This window comes from Rhizobium sp. 01T437, assembly GCF_056398505.1.
Map to the genome: position 1 here is coordinate 21,281 of NZ_JBFTPM010000013.1, position 16,817 is coordinate 38,097.

A 16,817-nucleotide genomic window follows, 5' to 3' on the forward strand; every position below is an offset into this window, starting at 1 on the left:
GTCGTAGGCAAAGAGGAACGCACTTACAACCAATACCGATGTAGCGATATACTTCATAAAAATGCCAATAACAGATTGCGGGTTGTAACGGTCCGGTCAGCCTTATGGTCATTGTTTTAGATCGCAAAACTGCGGAATTGACCCAATCGACTGAAATTCAGCTCTTTGAAAAAATTGATATTTGTGCCTTGCAGGTACTCTTTTTAAGCCATCGATGCAAGCTGGCTTGAGACTCAAGGCGTCAGCCGCTTTCTCACCCGCAAATACATCGACAGCGGGTGGCTGGAGCGTCTTGAGCGCGGCGTCTTCCGTCGCCCGGCTCCTCAGCCGGTCCCGCTTGACTGGCAGACTTGCTACTAACAATGCCTATGGCATTTTCCAGTATGGGCGAAATACTGAAACCGACGTGGTGCAAGATGGGGATAGTGGCAGTGGCGCTACCTTCAACTATGGCTGGTAAGGCAATTCACAACCGTCCTGAAGGCGATGTAACCCATGTTCCATCGCCGACTGGAGAAGGTACTTGCCCGTAACCCAGGCAGAAACCCTCCCCGCAGACAATTCCGGCTTTGCGACAACAGTTCGACAGGATCTTCACCCTGCGCACCGGCTATGACCGCCCTGAAGGGATACGAACTGACGACCCGCTGAAGGTTAGGGACCATCAACCCGAACGACAATAACGCAGGAGAGGGACTTACGTCGCCCGGTCGTTAGGGCAATCCAGGTGGCAAGGCGCTGGGATGCCATGCCGGTATTGAAGTTGTTCGAACTCCGAACACGCATTGGATTTTAGGTGGATTCACTCAAGTCGGGCAACATTCATGGAAGGCTCGCAAGTCCTCGCGTTTGTCGTCTCGATGTCTCGCCTAGCCTTTGATAGCCCCTGTCGTCATCGAGCCGGAAATCTGCCGATACATCAGCAGGCCAAGGAAGACCGGAGGCAGTGCGCCGAGGACCATGACCGCGGATGCTGTGCCCCATTGGACACCGCCGCCACTTGCCGCAAAAAAGAACGACGCACCGACCGTGGTCGGAACCGCCCTGTTCGTCGTCAGCATCAGCCCGAAGAGGAACTCGTTCCAGGCGGTGATGAAACCGAAGATGAAGGTCGTTACCAACGCGGGTCGCACGACCGGCCGAATGATGCTGATCATGATCCGCCACGAACTCGCGCCGTCAACCCTTGCGGCCTCGTCCAGCTCCAGCGGGACGTCGGAAATCGCATTGACGAGAATGACGAGCGCCAGCGGCGTGTTAACGATTGTCAAGATCAGGCCGAGGCCGAGCTGGGTATCGAGAAGGCCGAGCCACTGATACATCATGTAGAGCGGGATCGCGAAAATGATGAGCGGCACGGCGCGTAGATTGACGACGATCGGCAGCAACGTGTGTTTACCTGCCTCGCTCCTTGCAATCGCATAGGCGGCCGGAAAAGCGAGCACGATTGCAAGCCCAGTCCCGATCAACGAGGCGACGGTGCTGTTCCAGAGATAGGAATATATGTTGAAGCGGTCGGTCTGCGTCAAAACCCTCAGGTAGTTTTCCAGCGTTGGCTGGCTGATCCACAAACCAGGATTGGTCGAAAGTTCACGCGCACTCTTGAACGAGGTGACGAGCGTGACGATAACGGGGAAATTCATTGCTAGAGCGGCTGCGGCAAAGACGAGCCAGCGGAGCGCATTGATCATGCCGATCTCCTCCTGCGGCCGGCCAGCCAGTTGAGGCCGTAGAGCACACTCAGCGAAGCGAGGAAGAGGATGACGGACGCCGCCACTGCCTTGCCGATCGCACCCTCCTTGAAAAACGCCTGATAGATGTAGATCGACAGCGATGTCGTCGAGCCGCCTGCACCGCTGCCGGTGAGCGCGTAGACGTTGTCGAAGACTCGAAATCCGTCGATGAAGCGGATGAAGAAGGCGATCACCAACGTCGGCAGCATCAGCGGGAGCTCTATGTACCACAGAAGCTTGACGGCCGACGCGCCGTCGAGCCCAGCCGCCTCGCGCACGTCGAGCGGCACGGCGACATAGGCCATGTAGAACAATAGAAAGGCAAAGGGCGTCCATTGCAGCGTTTCGACCACCGTCAGCGTCCAGAACGCGTGAGCGACATCGAGAAAAGCCGGGCTGTCGCCGAACCACTCGAAAAGATAGTAGGGCACCGGCCCGGCAAACTCGTGCAGTACAAGCCGGTACATCAGACCGATCATGGCGGGCGCCACCATCAGCGGCAGCATAAGAAGTGCCATCAGCGCCGAGCGCTTCGACAATAGAGGCGCCAGAAAGATCGCCAGAAACAGCCCAAGCAGGCACTCGATGAGCGCCGTCAGAATGCCGAAACGCAGGGAAAAGAAGGTGGCGCGCCAGAAATCGCGATCGGCAAGCACGGCAAGGTAATTGCCGAAGCCACTCAGCGCCGGACTTCGCAGGGTCTGGAAGTCGACGGTCGAGACCGAATAGATAAGGTTGATGACTGCGGGAAAGCCGAGAAACAACAGCAGGAACCCCACGAGCGGCGTGAGATAGGCCCTTCCCTCGGCACGTTTTATGATAGCCATTTCGATCCGCCGGATGGGCCGGACGCCTTGCATGGAAGCAGGGCGTCCGGCGGGTATCACTTCTTCAGGAGGTCCTGCATCCCGGCCTTGGTATGGGCCAGCGCATCGTCGAGGTTCTGCTGGCCCGACCAGTAGCCGGTGAACTCTTTCGCCTGCAATTCATAGACGGAGAGTGCGTTGGCGGAAGTCGCCCCGTTCATGACGTACCCATACTTGCTGGCGAACTCGCCGAGCTTGACGAGATCAGGACGTTCCTTGGCGACTTTCGCGACCACGTCAGGTGAAAGGGCTGGAGAACCGCCTTTTCGGGCATAAAGCAAGGCGGCATCCTCGGTCGCCAGCCATTTCAGGAATTTGACGGCGCCGTCCTTGTTCTTGGCGTTCTTGTTGAGGCCAAGACCCAGGCCGTGAATATGGTCAGCGCGACCATCCGGCCCGGCCGGTGGCGCCACGATGCCGGTGACTTCGGCAACGGCGGGGGTTTTCTCGGCACTGGTGAGATCTGCGGCAGCGGCATTCCACTGCAGCGCCGTTGCGGCCTGCCCGGAACCGAAGGCGGCATTGGTCTCGGCATATTCGTAGCTCAGCGAATCCTTGGGCGAGGCGCCTGCGTCATAAAGCTTCTTGTAGAGTTCGAGGCCAGTCTTGTAGGCGTCGGAATCGACGGTGACATTGCCCTCCTTGTCGGTCCAGTCGCCGCCATAGGAGCGCGGCAAGGACTGAAATACCATCATGTTGAAAAGCAGGTTCTTCATCTGCAGGACGGTGCCGTAACGCACGGGGCTTTCAGAATTCACCTGCTTGGAGAAATAGAGAGCCGTTGCTGCCCAGTCGTCCCAAGTCCAGCTGTCCGGGTCCTTCGGCTGCAATTCCTTGCCGAGATACCGCTTGGAGATTTCGGCATATTTCTTCTTGGCCGCATCATCCTTCATCAGCGCATCGATCAGATCCTTGCGGTAATACATGAAGTGGAGCGACAGATCCGTCGGCACGCCGTACTGCTTGCCGTCGAACTGCATGGTCTTCAGCACAGATTCGCCGTAGGTCTTTACCGCAGCGCTGTCGAGATCGATCGGCTGCATGTAAGGCGCGTAACGGCCAATCGAGTAGGTGGCGACGAGGTTGATGTCGAAGGCCGTCGAGCCTGCTGCCATGTCGGCCTGCAGCTTGTCGTAGAAACCCTCCCGGTTGAAGAACAAAAGCTCGACCTTGTCGGCATCGCTGATACCGGATGTTGCGTTATAAGCTTCGACGGTCGCGCGGAGCGCCGTTTCTTCCGACCCGCCCGGCCAGCCGAGAACGGTGACGGTCGCATTCGAGGTACCCGGCAGCGCAACGCTTGCGAGAAGCAAGGCAAGAGCGGATAAGGACGTCCTGTTCAATGTCATCGTAGTTCCCTTTCTTTTATTGTTAGGTCTGGATGCATGTCTTCTGGAGTAGTCAGTCACGTTGAACTGCAAGGCTGGCCACACCGATAATACCGGCACGGCTGCCGAGCTTGGCGGGCAGGAGAACGGGCGCCAGCCTGCTATCGACACCTGCGAGGCAATCGCGCATCCGATCGAGATAGCCCGCGGCAAGACCGATCCCGCCGCCGATGACGATATGCTTCGGGTCGAGCATCATCTGGATGTCGCGGCAGAGCGTGGCCGCGCGGAATGCCGATTGCGAGACGAGGGCCGCAGCCCAGGCCTCGCCTCTATTGGCATGCCCGAACACCTCGGCGGCCGTTGCCGGATGCCCAGCCTTGGCGGCTTCGGCGGCCATCCAACGGCCCGATGTCTGATCTTCCAGAGGCGACTGCCCTGAAGACGGCCCGCGGATCAGCCCGAAATGACCGGCGAGCCCTCCAAGAGGACGACCATTGACGATGATGCCGCCACCGATGCCGGTCGAGATGGTGAGGAACACCAGATCCCCGCCATCGCCGGCGCCGAACCTGTACTCGCCCCAGGCTGCAGCTTGCGCATCGTTGATGGCCAACGTCGGTTTGCCGAACACCGCGGTTGCCTTGTCGACCAACGGGTATCGGTCGGGAATGCCGAGCGTTGCCGGATTGAGCGCCGACCAGCATCCGTCCTGAATGAACCCCGTTACCGCGATGCCGACGCGGGAATAGCGATCCATCCATGAACGAACAGAGTCGGCGATGGCGGCAAGCCACGCATCAGGACCTACTTCCCGCGCCGTCGGCACTGTTATTTCGTCCAGCACTTCGCTGCCTCTGACCAGCGCGGCCATCGTCTTCGTGCCGCCGATATCGATGGCAAGCGCTGTCTGCGGACTGTCGGCCTCGTAGGCCAAGGTGACGGCATCGCGAAACCACGATGTCACGTGTTCGGTCCGCGTGATCGCCGAGCCCACGACAACAGCAAAAGCCCCAGCCTTGGCTGCGCCTGCAGCCTGCTCCGGCGTGCGGATGCGCCCCTCGGCGATGACATAAGGGGTGAGCGCACGCATGGCCGTGATCAGGGAAATATCCGGATCGACCGGCTCGGGGCCGCCGACATAACCGGAGAGCGTGGTGCCGACGAAATCGACCCCGGCCGCCAATGCGCTCCTCGCGTCTTCGAGGCTCGAGCAGTCGGCCATCGTCAGCTTGCCCCGCGCCTTGACCGCCGTCACAAGCGCCCCGACGGGAGCCGGGCGCACACGATCCGTGGCGTCGAAGGCGACGATGTCGGCGCCGGCATCCATCAGCGCTTCGGCATCGGCAACGAATGGTGTGATCCGCACCGGACTGTCATCGAGATCGCGCTTGACGATGCCGATGATCGGTACGCTCACGGCAGGACGAACGGCTTTTACATAGGCGATGGATTCGATCCGCAACGCCGTTGCGCCGGCATCGATGGCGGCTCTTGCGAACCCGGTCACGAATTCGGCCGTGTCCGTTGGCCCGCCGGGAACCGGCTGACAGGAAACGATAAGACTCTTCTTGATGTCGTCGCGCTGCAATCGTGACACTCCATTTCGGCATCACGATAATGGGAAAGTACCAGATTACAACCAGTTTATAACTGGTATCATCTCGTCAGTTCAAACACGAAGTCATAGACGTCGCCCTTGTAACGGCTCTCGCAGTATTCGACGATCTGGCCATCGCCAAGGAAACAGCGGCGCTCCGTCATCAGCAGCGGCGCTCCTGCCTCACAATGGAGATGCTGCGCATCCTCCGCGGAGGCCGGGCGCGAGCGCATGCGCTGGACGGCGCGTTGCGGCAGGAAGCCACGCGCCTCCAGCGCCTGGTAGAGTGAGTCGCCAACCATGTCCGCCGAAGGGATGAATCGAACCGGCACGCTTGAGGTCTCGACAGCAATCGCCACGCCATCGGCCGTTCGGATACGCTTCATGCGCAGGATGTTGCTGTTTCCGGCAACGCCGAGCGCCATCATCTCGGTTGGAGAGGGGCGACTTATCTGCTTGGAAAGCCATACACATCCCGGAACGAGCCCACGTGCGAGAATGTCCTCCGAAAAGCTGGTGAGCGTGGAGAGGGACTTTTCGACACGTGATCCGACTTCGGTCTTGAAGCCGTGACGGCGATTGAGGAGGCCCTCTTCATCGAGCAACGCAAGCGCCTTGCGCACGGTCACCCGGGAGAGCGACAGCGTCTCGGCAAGCACGCGTTCCCCCGGCAGAACGGCACCAGCCTTCAGCGCATTCGAAAGGATTGCGGTTTCGATCGCTGTTTTCAGTTGCTTGTATAGCGGCAGGCCGGACGCCGATGCCTGCAATTCCTTACCGATCACGTCGATCAGCTCATCCGTCGCCATGAATTCTCCCCGAACCGTTCGCGGTACCTCGATTTTTTTCCGCGGGGCACGTCTGGATCTATACTGGTATTAGAGTGAAAGGGCAATTGCCTCGACGGCAGGCAGCCAGCACCGAGAAATCAAACCTGCCCATTTGACAGATATCCTACAAGTGGATATGTAAGTTTTCACGCTTATGGCGATGTGAGAAGAAGATCGGGTATGGCAATGAAATCGATGAAGCCGCTGACACGCGCCCCGCTGCTGCATGTATCCGTGCAGGAAAGCCTGCGTGCTTATATCGATGAGAACGACCTCGCGCCGGGAACTCTGCTGCCGGCCGAGGGAGAGCTCGCCACCCAACTCGGCGTCAGCCGCAATTCGCTGCGGGAAGGCATCAAGGCGCTGGAATCGCTCGGCGTGTTGGAGACGCGGCGCGGTGTCGGCATCTTCGTGAAGGCCTTTTCGTTCGAGCCGCTTCTCGACAACCTCGCTTACGGCCTTGGCGGCGCCCTGCGGCAGATCGAAGAAGTCATCGAAATCCGCCGGACTCTTGAGGTGGGATTGATCGGCAAGACGATCGAGGTGATCAGTGAGGAAGACATCGCCGAGCTGCGCGCCACCGTCAATCGTATGCGCACCCATGCAGAGCGCGGCGAAACCTTTGCCAAGGACGACCAGCTGTTCCACCGGCTGCTGTTTCGCTGCCAGGACAATGAAACGCTCGTGCGGCTGATCGATGTCTTCTGGCTCGCCTTCTACAAGGCATCGGATTTCGTCAACCTCGAAAATGTCGATCCGATGGCAACCTGGCGCGATCACGCCGCGATCGTCGATGCAATCGAAGCAAAGGATCTGGAGGAGGCGCGCAGGCGCCTGGATCGTCACTACGAGGGCATTGCCCGGGTGATTGCCAACAACAAGACAAGTTCAAACGTGGGAGGAACACATGAAAAGACTGTCTAGATTATCCGTTATCGCCCTTGGCGCCATGCTGTCGACGGTTGCCGTGCCGGCTCTTGTCGCTTCGGGCGTTGCGACAGAGGCGCAGGCTGCCACTCTGTCCGGCGGCTTCGATGTCGGCCCCGGCGGCTTCCAGGGCAATTTCAATCCGCTTGCCGCGACTGCCGGTTTCACCTGGCTCAGCGTCTACTACGAACCGCTGGTCACCTATGACGAGAAGCTGCAGAAGGTCGTTGGCGCGCTGGCAAGCTCCTACGAGGTCAGCCCGGACCAGATGACCTACACGCTCAAGCTGGCGGACGCCAAATGGCATGACGGCAAGCCGTTCACCGCCAAGGACGCGAAGTTCACCATGGGCCTTGCGATGGATGCGAAAACCGGTTCGGTACTCGCTGCCCGGCTGAAGGGTATATCGTCCATCGAGGCACCGAACGATCAGACCGTCGTCATCAAGCTCAGCGCACCCAGCAGCAGTTTTCTCGACACGATGACCAAGGTGATGATGTTGCCCGAGCATGCACTCTCCTCGATACCGGCCGATCAGCTGGCGAAGAGCACATGGTGGTCTACCGCCCCGATCGGCACCGGTCCGTTCAAGTTCACCAAATACGTCTCGGATCAGTATGTCGAACTTGCCGCAAACACCGATTATCGCGGCGGTAAGCCCGCCCTGGAACGCGTCATCAATCGCTATTTCGCCAATCCGGCGGCAGCGATCGCGGCGCTGAGATCCGGCGAAATCCAGTTCACCTATGTCGATTCCAACGACGTGCCGACCTTCAAGGACAACAAGGACTTCAAGGTCATCGAAGGTGACTCTTTCGTCGTCAACTATCTGGGCTTCAACCACGATTCCCCGATCTGGAAGGATGCGCGCGTCCGCAAGGCGGTGATGTACGCGATCAATCGTGAGGCCATCATCAAAACCCTTTATGGCGGCGCGGCCAAGCCCGCCAACTGTGCCTATGTCGCCGAACAGCTGGTACCGCAGGGCATCGACACCTATGCCTACGATCCGGAAAAGGCGAAACAACTACTGACGGAAGCCGGCTGGGACCAGATCAACGGCGGCAAGCCGATCACGCTTCTGACCTATTATACCACGCCACTTGCGACCAACGTCCTTGCCGCGGTCCAGGCGATGCTTGCCCAGGTCGGCATCAATGTCGTCCCGCGCGCCGTCGATGCGCCGACCTATAACAGCATCGTGCTCAATGCGACGCCGGATATTGCCCAGTTCCAGATGGTCTATGCCGGGCTGCAGAATGGTCCGGATGCCGGAAGCATCAATGTCGGCCTCAACGAGAAACAGATCCCTCCGGCCGGCCCGAACGTCGCCAGGGTTCGCATGCCTGATCTGACCAAGGCACTCGATAGCGCGCTTGCCGAGCCGGATAGTGCCAAGCGGGATGCAGCCTACCAGGACGTCTGCAAGGTGATGAACACAAACCTGCCCTGGGGGACGCTCTGGGTGGCAAACCGCTACGGCATCGTCTCGACCAAGGTGAAGGATTTCGTCTGGACGCCGGCACCGGGCGGTGGCCCGTACCAGGCCGATCCGCAGAAATGGTCGATCGCCGAATAGGCGTTTTCCGCAAAGCCTTGAGGGTGGCCTCGGCCACCCTGACAAGACGGATTGACGATGCTCCGATACAGTCTTAGACGCCTGATCATAGGAATAGGCATGCTCGTCGCCCTGAGCATGCTGATCTTCCTGCTGCTGCGCCTGACACCCGGCGATCCGATCGATGCCTATATCGATCCGAACCTGCCGATGTCACCGTCAGATCTCGCCGATCTGCGCAGAAAGCTCGGGCTCGACCAGCCCCTGCCCATCCAGTATCTGGGCTGGCTGCAGCAGGCGGTAATGGGCAATCTCGGCTATTCGATCAAGCGTCTCGACCAGCCGGTTCTCGGTCTGGTGCTGTCACGGATCGGCCCGACAGTGCTGTTAATGGGCACCGCTCTTGTCTTCGCCATCGTCTTCGGCATCGCCTGCGGGGTGATCGGCGCGGTTCGCCGCAATTCACTTGCCGATCTCTCCTTATCGGTGGCTGCGCTTGCCGGCATTTCGAGCCCGGCATTCCTCAGCGCACTGATCGGCCTTTATGTTTTTTCCGTCCGCCTGCACTGGATGCCATCCGGTGGCATGCTGACGCCGGGCGAGGAATTCTCGGTGGGCGACCTCCTCCATCATCTGATCCTGCCGGCCGCACTTCTGTCTGTCGCGCAAGCCGCATTGATCATGCGCTATATGCGCGCTTCGTTGCTCGAAGTCCTGAACCAGGATTACGTACGCACGGCCCGCGCCAAGGGCGTTCTCGAATTCTGGGTCATATCCAAGCACGCGTTGCGTAATGCGCTTCTTCCGATTGTCACCCTGATCGGCTCCACCATCGGTCTTGCAATCGGCGGCGCCATCTTCATCGAGAGCGTCTTCAACTGGCCGGGCATGGGTCTGTTGCTCGTTGATGCCGTGCAGACCCGCGACTACCCCGTCATCATGGGAGCGACGCTCGTCATCGGCACCTGCGTTATCGTCATCAATCTCTTGACCGACATCACCTATGCGGTCGTCGATCCGCGCATCAAGGTGGGCTGAGCATGCTCGCACGCTCCCCTGAACGCCGCAGCCCAGGGCCACTTGCCCGCGCCTTCGGCCGCTTCCTGCTCAACCGCGCAGCCGTTGCCGGCGTCTGCATTGCCGTTCCGATGCTACTGCTGATCCTTTCCTATCCGCTGTGGTGGGCTTTCCAGCCGAACGACATCGATCTTCTGGCGATGAATAGTGGCCCGACCGCAACGCACTGGTTCGGAACCGACGGCGTCGGCCGCGATGTCTTTGCGCGCGTGCTCGAAGGCGGCCGCATTTCGCTCCTGGTCGCCGTCGCATCGACCGCCCTTTCCGCTGTTATCGGCTTTCTCTTCGGGGCCATCTCGGCGTTGGCAGGACGTTGGACCGACGCGGTCTCGATGCGTTTCGTCGATCTGGTTATGACCCTCCCGCCCGTCATCTTTCTACTCGTGCTTGCCTCGATTGCCGGTACCGGTATCTGGCCGACCGTGCTCGTCATCTCGCTGCTTTCCTGGCCGCTGCTTGCACGCATGATCCGCTCCCGGCTTTTGGAATTGCGTGAGCGCGACTTCGTCATGGCAGCCCGCGGCATGGGCGCCGGCATAGGACATCTGCTCTTTCGCCACGGACTGCCGAACTCGATCGATATCCTCGTGGTCTATGCGACGCTCCAGATCGCCAATGCCATCCTGCTCGAGGCGGGCCTGTCCTTCCTCGGTCTCGGCATCGCGCCGCCGGCGGCCAGTTGGGGCAATATGCTGAATGCGGCACGCTCGACCGCCGTGCTCGAGCAATATCCGTGGCAGTGGCTCTTCCCCGGCGCCGCGCTCATCCTTGCCGTACTTGCAATCAACTTCATTGGCGATGGCCTCAGAGATGCCTTCGACCCGCGTGCCGAACTGAACTGACAATCGAAAGAAGCGAAAATGACCAAATTCAAGGGTGTTGTCCCTCCCGTCGTAACACCGCTCAATCCGGATTTCACCGTCGACTATCCCTCCTATACGCGGGTGCTCGAGCACCTGATCGATGCCGGTTGCCATGGCGTATTCGTGCTCGGCTCGACGAGCGAGGTGGTCTTCCATGACGAAAAGACCCGGCGGGAAATCATCGAGCATTCGGCCAAGGTGGTGAATGGCCGAGTGCCGCTGATCGTCGGCGTCATCGATCCGACCACCGATCGCGTCATCGCTCATTCGAAAGTGGCAAAGGCGGCCGGCGCGGATGCGGTGGTGGTGACTGCACCCTTCTATACCGTCACCAGCCAGTCCGAGATCCTCGATCACTTCCGTTATATTCGCGACGCGGTGGACGTTCCGCTGGTTGCCTACGACATTCCCGTCTGCGTTCACATCAAGCTGCAGCGCCAGACCGTCGTCACCCTTGCCAGGGAAGGCGCCATCATCGGCCTCAAGGATTCCAGCGGTGACGACGGTAATTTCCGCTATGCGCTCCTCGACCTTGCCGAACACAAGGACGTCTTCCTGATGACCGGCTCCGAGATCGTCGTCGACAACGCCCTGCTGATGGGCGCCCACGGCGTCGTTCCCGGTATCGCCAATGTCGATCCGCACGGCTATGTGCGCCTTTGGGATGCCGCACAGCGCGGCGACTGGGTCGCCGCGAAGAAAGAGCAGGAGCGCCTCTGCCGCCTGTTCGAAATCGTTTGGGTCGCACAGGGCCGTGTCAGCGGAGGCGCATCGGGCATCGGCGCCTTCAAGACTGCCATGCGCAGCCTCGGCATCATCGATTCCGCCGTCATGCCACGGCCGCGTGCCTTCTTAAACGATGCGGAAACGGCACGGATCGACGAGATCTTGCGTGCAACCGGCCTGCTGAACTGAGTCGGCCGATGGAACAGACCGCCGAACCCGTACTCGACATCAAGGGATTGCGAACGATCTTCCGCGTCCGTGGCTGCGAGATCACGGCGGTCAACGATATCGACCTTACCGTTGCCGCCGGCGAGACGCTTGCGCTCGTCGGCGAATCCGGCTCCGGCAAGTCGGTCACCAGCCTGTCGGTCATGCGGCTGCTCACTCGTAACATCGGCGTAATCGCGGCAGGCAGCGTCCGCCTTGCTACGAGGGGCGGTGCGGTCCGCGATCTCGTCTCCCTCGACGAAGAGAGCATGCGCAGGATCAGGGGCGACGACATCGGCATGGTCTTCCAGGAGCCGATGTCGAGCCTCAATCCCGTTTTCACGATCGGCGACCAGATTGCCGAACCGATCCGCATCCATCGCGGTGCGAAGCGCAAGGCCGCGATGGATGCTGCCGTCGCGCTGCTTGAAAGCGTCGGCATACCGGACGCCAGGCGCCGCGCCGGCCAATATCCGCACGAACTTTCTGGCGGCATGCGGCAACGCGCCACGATCGCCATGGCGCTGGCCTGCGATCCGGCACTGTTGATTGCCGACGAGCCGACCACGGCACTCGACGTGACAATCCAGGCGCAGATCCTCGATCTGCTTCTCAAGCTGCAGCGCGAGCGCGGCATGGCGATGCTTTTCGTCACCCATAATCTTGGTGTAGTCGCCGAAATCGCCCATCGCGTGGCGGTGATGTATGCTGGAAGGATCGTCGAAGAAGGGCCGGTCGGTGAGGTTTTCCGCAATCCGAAGCATCCCTATACGATGGGCCTGCTCGCCTCCATGCCGCGCCTTGGCGACGCGTCGCGGATGAAACAGGCCGGTGAAAAGCTCTCCGCCATTCCCGGCATGGTTCCGAGCCTGATGAACATGCCGAGCGGCTGCGCCTTTTCCCCGCGCTGCAAATTCGCGATCGATGCCTGTCGCGCCGCGGTTCCCGCGCTTGAAGAGATCAATTCGCAGCATCGCAGCCGCTGCATCAGATGGCAGGAGATCTAGATGAGCGCACCACTGCTCTCCGTCCGCGACCTTTCGAAACATTACACTTCTCGCGGTACGCGGCTGAATATACTTCAGGGTATCTCCTTTGATATCGGCAAGGGTGAAGTCGTCGGGCTCGTCGGCGAATCCGGCAGCGGAAAGACCACGATCGGGCGTTCCGTCCTTCGCCTCGTCGAACCCTCTTCGGGCAGCATCCGCTTCGACGGGAATGAGCTCACCGCGCTTTCCGCCTCGGCGCTCAGACGACAACGGCCGCGCATGCAGTATATTTTCCAGGACCCCTTCGCCAGCCTGTCGCCGCGTATGACGATCGGCGAAATCCTCACGGAAGGTTTGAAGATCCAGGGGATCGGATCGGCACGCGAAAGGCTTGAACGGGCGCAAGCCGCCCTGGCGCAGGTCGAGTTGCCGGCCGACACGATCAATCGATACGCGCATGAGTTTTCAGGAGGACAGCGCCAGCGCATCGGCATCGCTCGCGCCTTGACCTTGTCGCCAGAATTCATCGTCGCCGACGAGCCGGTCTCCGCGCTCGACGTGTCGATCCAGGCGCAAGTGATCAACCTGTTGCGCGAACTGCAGCAGCGGCTCGGCCTGACCATGCTGTTCATCTCGCACGACCTTGCCGTCGTCGAATATATCTGCGACCGGGTGATCGTGCTCTATCTCGGCCGTATCATGGAGATCGCGCCAAGCGCCGACCTCTATGCAAGACCGCAGCATCCTTATACGCGCGCGCTGCTCTCGGCCATTCCATCGGCGGATCCGGATGCCCGGCGCGACCGGCAGATTCTGAAAGGCGATATTCCAAGTCCGGCCAACCCACCGAGCGGTTGCGTCTTTCGCACGCGCTGTCCGAGTGCGCTCGATGCCTGCGCCGCTACAATTCCCCCACTGCGGGAAATCGCACCCGGCCGATTCAAGGCCTGCATTCGCGACGATCTCAACTGAACTGAAACCTCAGGGAAAACGATAGATGGACGCGAAGGAGCAGCATCCAGTCATCTGCGGCAATTGGGCGAGCCTGCTGCTGCCGATTGCGCCCGACGACAGCATCGAGTTCGATAAGCTCGGCGAGGAGATCGATATCCTCATCGACGCCAAAGTCGATGGCATTTATTCGAACGGGACCGCCGGCGAGTTCCACAATCAGACCGAGGAGGAGTTCGACAGGATACAAGCGTTGCTGGCCGAGCGTTGCACCGCATCCTCGACACCATTCGTAATTGGCGCTTGCCAGCCGGACCCGCTGATCATGCTCGACCGCGTCCGCCGGGCCAGCGCACTCGATCCCGCCGCCATTCAGGTGATACTACCAGACTGGTGGCCGCTAACCGATGCCGAAGCGATCGACTTCCTGAACCGTGCTGCGGAAACGGCCAGTGGAATTCCGCTCATTCTTTACAATCCGCCACATGCAAAACGCGTACTGACGCCCAGGGACCTCGGCCTGGTCTGCGCGTCAGTGCCTGGTGTGACAGGCATCAAGCTCGCCGACGGCGACAGCTCCTGGTATGAAGAGGCTCGTCGCCACCTTTCAGGCCAGTCTCTCTTCGTTCCCGGCCATCATCTCGCGACCGGCACGAAGGAGGGTATAGCGGCAGGCTCGTTTTCCAATGTTGCTTGTCTCAGCCCCCGCGGCGCTCAAATGTGGACGGCATCGATGCGGAGCAATATCGATGCCGCACTAGATCTCGAGCGACGCATATGCGCATTCATGGACAATCACATTGTCCCCTTCCGCCAAAACATGGGTTTTTCGAACGCTGCTCTCGACAAATTGCTCAGTGCGATCGGCAATTGGGGTCCCGTGGGGACACGTCTGCGGTTTCCTTACCGATCGATCGACGCCGCGGAAGCCGTGAGGTTGCGAAGCATTGCAAGGTCTGCACTCCCTGATCTATTTGACTCAGCCAAAGTTTGAGGCGTGTTGGAGGTCTTGAACGGATACGAACCGCCAGCCCTTAAATCCAGCACAAGTCTGAAGAAATCCTAGGACTTTGCGAAAGCCCCTCGCGCCTGTCCGCGCCGATTTCAGTCTAGCCATGGGTCGATTATGATCAAGTTTGTACCATCGAAACCCTGAACATTCCGTGTGACCACAGTTAGACCATGAACCAGCGCAGTTGCCGCTATCAGAGCATCAGCCTCGTTGCGGCGGTCTGGAATATGTAGGTGGGCACAACGCGTAGCTACCGCGTCATCGATTGGCAGAACTCGCTCAGCGAATTCAGGGCGAACCCGGCTATCCATCCATCGCCGCAAACGAGAACCCTGGTCAGCGGTGCGACGCTGGATGCCTAATATCCCACGCTCAAGTTCTAGGATCGTGATCGCGGAAATGAACAGGTCGTTGGAATCTTGCGCACCGACCCACTTCGTCACATTCGGATCGGCATTACCGTCGCCAACTTTGCGCAACTCTGAGACGACATTTGTATCCAGCAGATACTTCAAGACAGATCGACCCCGCGAGGCGCGATTTCGGCTCGAGGTAGATCGAAATCAATGGACGACAAACCAGGCATTGAAAGAGCTTCGACCAGATTGCGGCGCTTACCAGTCAGGCGCTCGAACTCGCTGTAGGCCATCAACACATGGGACGGCTTCCCGCGATCTGTGATAACGACAGGTCCGTTTTTGGCAGCCTTCTTTGCCCTGCCGACGTCGTGGTTCAGCTCCCGGCTCGATAAACTCGTGATGGTCATAGAACGTCTCCATGTAGGAACGTACCTACATGGAGGGTATCATTTGCAGTGAAGCAATATCTAACGGTGGGCCTTGATGGGATACGAACCAAAAAACCACATCTCATTTTGTCAAGATATTGAGAATACCAGCTCTTACGACGCGAGCTATATTCTGGCTGCTCCGCCGAAGTTCTTGCTCTCCTGCATTGTCCATAACTTTGAGACGTTGCGCGGACGAATCAGCGTTGCCGGCATGGAGAAGACTCTATTTGGTGCGACTCCCACGCAAGTGCGGTTTACGCTGTTAGAAATCAAGCTCGGGATGAACAAGGCTGCACTGTCAGCCATGGTTCATGTACCGAGTTATTCAATCCGGGATGGCTTGGCTTCGTGCAGGAGATTTGCACATTGAAGTCGACGAGACCTCACCTTCTAAACTCATGACGAAATCCTTACGACAGACCCGTCGAGAACTCCATGAGCGGCAGGGTTTAGTCGAACATCTTTTTGATCGTCGCGATTGGGATGAATATCCGCATCGCGTTTGTTGGCAGAGGCTGGAAGCCGTATTCCTTGTAAAGCTTTACTCGTCTCTCGGTCCGCTCTGCATCACCGCAATCGAGGACATCGAGCATGACGATTGCCGTACCTATGTCATCCGAGATACGCGCTATTCGCGTCAAGCAATCGATCAGCAGGTCGCCGCCGTATCCGCTGCCAGCGAATTTCAAGTCACGACCGATCATTGAGATGTAGGCCGCGGGAATTGACCCATGTCCGGGCCGGTCGCGGGCGAACCTTTTCGGAAGCTCCGTATAATCAACAGCGTGGCTGTTGATGGCGTGGAAGCCCATCACCGGGCCTCCGTCTTGCGTCATCACGAAAACACGAAGATTGTCGCTCTTCTGAAGCTTGTTTGCGGTCTTCTGAAAGAAATTGTCGACCTGCTCAATGCCGCACGAAAAAGCCGCCCGATCATGTTTTGAGGGATCGAGCGGCTCGATGATTGGCTTTGGCGCTTCGTTTTGCGGCATTATTTTGAAACGACGGTCTCGCTGTGACGCTTGAAAGCAGCCTTAAGTCTATCTGTCGGCTCTGGCGGGTTGTCCAGTGCAGCAAAAAACGCAGCATGATCGGCTGGCTGCAAAAGGGTCCGTTCATGAACGGCAATCGTCGTCATGGCGGCTTGATAAGCAGCGTTGATCGTGAAAGCGGAGTCGTCTACACCCGACAGCGCAGCAGCGCGTTGAATTGCCGTCTTGATGCGCGCCTTCATACGGAAGCCCATACGTGCGTCGTTTGGTTCATCGATTTCGGTAGTCATGTCTTTGAAAGCAACCATAGTCGCCTCCTATTCGGGTGCAACAGTGTGGCTATGTGTACGTCAAAATGACGTACCCGG

General features: G+C 59.2%; 19 protein-coding genes and 1 pseudogene. 11 read left to right on the forward strand and 9 right to left on the reverse strand.

Annotated elements, in window-relative coordinates:
• Positions 1 to 210: 210 nt before the first annotated feature.
• Positions 211 to 360, forward strand: coding sequence for an AbiEi antitoxin N-terminal domain-containing protein (locus AC1DM5_RS24360; RefSeq protein WP_477975920.1), 150 nt, complete (start codon positions 211 to 213; stop codon positions 358 to 360).
• A pseudogene (locus AC1DM5_RS24365) lies at positions 359 to 460 on the forward strand (curlin); the annotation flags it as partial. The gene AC1DM5_RS24360 and the pseudogene AC1DM5_RS24365, both read left to right, overlap by 2 nt.
• Positions 461 to 869: 409 nt before the next feature.
• On the opposite strand, the gene AC1DM5_RS24370 reads toward AC1DM5_RS24365, so the two are convergent.
• From AC1DM5_RS24370 to AC1DM5_RS24390, 5 genes are all read right to left on the reverse strand, one after another.
• A complete protein-coding gene (locus tag AC1DM5_RS24370) occupies positions 870 to 1,691 on the reverse strand; it encodes a carbohydrate ABC transporter permease (RefSeq protein WP_477823793.1) in 822 nt (273 codons plus the stop codon).
• Entirely contained in the window at positions 1,688 to 2,560 is an 873-nt protein-coding gene (locus tag AC1DM5_RS24375; protein ID WP_477975854.1) for a carbohydrate ABC transporter permease, read from the reverse strand. The genes AC1DM5_RS24370 and AC1DM5_RS24375 overlap by 4 nt, the downstream gene beginning before the upstream one ends.
• A 56-nt stretch (positions 2,561 to 2,616) precedes the next feature.
• Complete coding sequence (locus tag AC1DM5_RS24380) at positions 2,617 to 3,948, reverse strand: ABC transporter substrate-binding protein (RefSeq protein ID WP_477975856.1); 1,332 nt, start codon at positions 3,946 to 3,948, stop codon at positions 2,617 to 2,619.
• 52 nt (positions 3,949 to 4,000) lie between these two features.
• Positions 4,001 to 5,518 (reverse strand): putative N-acetylmannosamine-6-phosphate 2-epimerase, encoded by a 1,518-nt coding sequence (locus tag AC1DM5_RS24385; RefSeq protein ID WP_477975858.1) that lies wholly within the window; start codon positions 5,516 to 5,518, stop codon positions 4,001 to 4,003.
• Between the two features lie 68 nt (positions 5,519 to 5,586).
• Positions 5,587 to 6,336: a GntR family transcriptional regulator gene (locus AC1DM5_RS24390; RefSeq protein WP_477823797.1), complete on the reverse strand. Its 750-nt coding sequence runs from the start codon at positions 6,334 to 6,336 to the stop codon at positions 5,587 to 5,589.
• A gap of 201 nt (positions 6,337 to 6,537) precedes the next feature.
• On the opposite strand from AC1DM5_RS24390, the gene AC1DM5_RS24395 reads away from it, so the two are divergent.
• From AC1DM5_RS24395 to AC1DM5_RS24430, 8 genes are read left to right on the forward strand one after another with little or no spacing between them, the layout of a single operon-like run.
• Positions 6,538 to 7,281 (forward strand): FadR/GntR family transcriptional regulator, encoded by a 744-nt coding sequence (locus tag AC1DM5_RS24395; protein WP_477975860.1) that lies wholly within the window; start codon positions 6,538 to 6,540, stop codon positions 7,279 to 7,281.
• Positions 7,265 to 8,863: an ABC transporter substrate-binding protein gene (locus AC1DM5_RS24400; protein WP_477975862.1), complete on the forward strand. Its 1,599-nt coding sequence runs from the start codon at positions 7,265 to 7,267 to the stop codon at positions 8,861 to 8,863. The genes AC1DM5_RS24395 and AC1DM5_RS24400 overlap by 17 nt, the downstream gene beginning before the upstream one ends.
• A 57-nt stretch (positions 8,864 to 8,920) precedes the next feature.
• Positions 8,921 to 9,880, forward strand: coding sequence for an ABC transporter permease (locus AC1DM5_RS24405; RefSeq protein WP_477975864.1), 960 nt, complete (start codon positions 8,921 to 8,923; stop codon positions 9,878 to 9,880).
• 2 nt (positions 9,881 to 9,882) lie between these two features.
• Complete coding sequence (locus AC1DM5_RS24410; RefSeq protein WP_477975866.1) at positions 9,883 to 10,761, forward strand: ABC transporter permease; 879 nt, start codon at positions 9,883 to 9,885, stop codon at positions 10,759 to 10,761.
• 18 nt (positions 10,762 to 10,779) lie between these two features.
• Positions 10,780 to 11,697 (forward strand): dihydrodipicolinate synthase family protein, encoded by a 918-nt coding sequence (locus AC1DM5_RS24415; RefSeq protein WP_477823802.1) that lies wholly within the window; start codon positions 10,780 to 10,782, stop codon positions 11,695 to 11,697.
• A gap of 8 nt (positions 11,698 to 11,705) precedes the next feature.
• Positions 11,706 to 12,722, forward strand: coding sequence for an ABC transporter ATP-binding protein (locus AC1DM5_RS24420; protein WP_477975868.1), 1,017 nt, complete (start codon positions 11,706 to 11,708; stop codon positions 12,720 to 12,722).
• The gene (locus AC1DM5_RS24425; RefSeq protein WP_477975870.1) at positions 12,723 to 13,676 is read left to right on the forward strand and encodes an ABC transporter ATP-binding protein; all 954 of its coding nucleotides are present in this window, start codon (positions 12,723 to 12,725) and stop codon (positions 13,674 to 13,676) included. It begins immediately after the preceding gene.
• 25 nt (positions 13,677 to 13,701) lie between these two features.
• Positions 13,702 to 14,649, forward strand: coding sequence for a dihydrodipicolinate synthase family protein (locus AC1DM5_RS24430; protein WP_477975872.1), 948 nt, complete (start codon positions 13,702 to 13,704; stop codon positions 14,647 to 14,649).
• A 110-nt stretch (positions 14,650 to 14,759) separates the two neighbouring features.
• Here the strand turns inward: AC1DM5_RS24430 and AC1DM5_RS24435 are convergent, their stop codons facing one another.
• Positions 14,760 to 15,182, reverse strand: a complete 423-nt coding sequence (locus AC1DM5_RS24435; protein ID WP_477975874.1) for a PIN domain-containing protein — start codon at positions 15,180 to 15,182, stop codon at positions 14,760 to 14,762.
• Positions 15,179 to 15,433, reverse strand: a complete 255-nt coding sequence (locus AC1DM5_RS24440; protein ID WP_477975876.1) for a type II toxin-antitoxin system Phd/YefM family antitoxin — start codon at positions 15,431 to 15,433, stop codon at positions 15,179 to 15,181. The genes AC1DM5_RS24435 and AC1DM5_RS24440 overlap by 4 nt, the downstream gene beginning before the upstream one ends.
• Positions 15,434 to 15,509: 76 nt before the next feature.
• Between AC1DM5_RS24440 and AC1DM5_RS24445 the strand changes: the two genes are divergently transcribed.
• Entirely contained in the window at positions 15,510 to 15,827 is a 318-nt protein-coding gene (locus AC1DM5_RS24445; RefSeq protein ID WP_477975878.1) for a hypothetical protein, read from the forward strand.
• Positions 15,828 to 15,906: 79 nt separating this feature from the next.
• Here AC1DM5_RS24445 and AC1DM5_RS24450 read toward each other — a convergent pair whose 3' ends face one another.
• A complete protein-coding gene (locus AC1DM5_RS24450) occupies positions 15,907 to 16,449 on the reverse strand; it encodes a GNAT family N-acetyltransferase (RefSeq protein WP_477975880.1) in 543 nt (180 codons plus the stop codon).
• On the reverse strand, positions 16,449 to 16,757 hold the full coding sequence (locus AC1DM5_RS24455) for a type II toxin-antitoxin system TacA family antitoxin (RefSeq protein WP_477975882.1): 309 nt from the start codon (positions 16,755 to 16,757) through the stop codon (positions 16,449 to 16,451). Before AC1DM5_RS24455 ends, AC1DM5_RS24450 begins: the two co-directional genes overlap by 1 nt.
• Between the last annotated feature and the right edge of the window lie 60 nt (positions 16,758 to 16,817).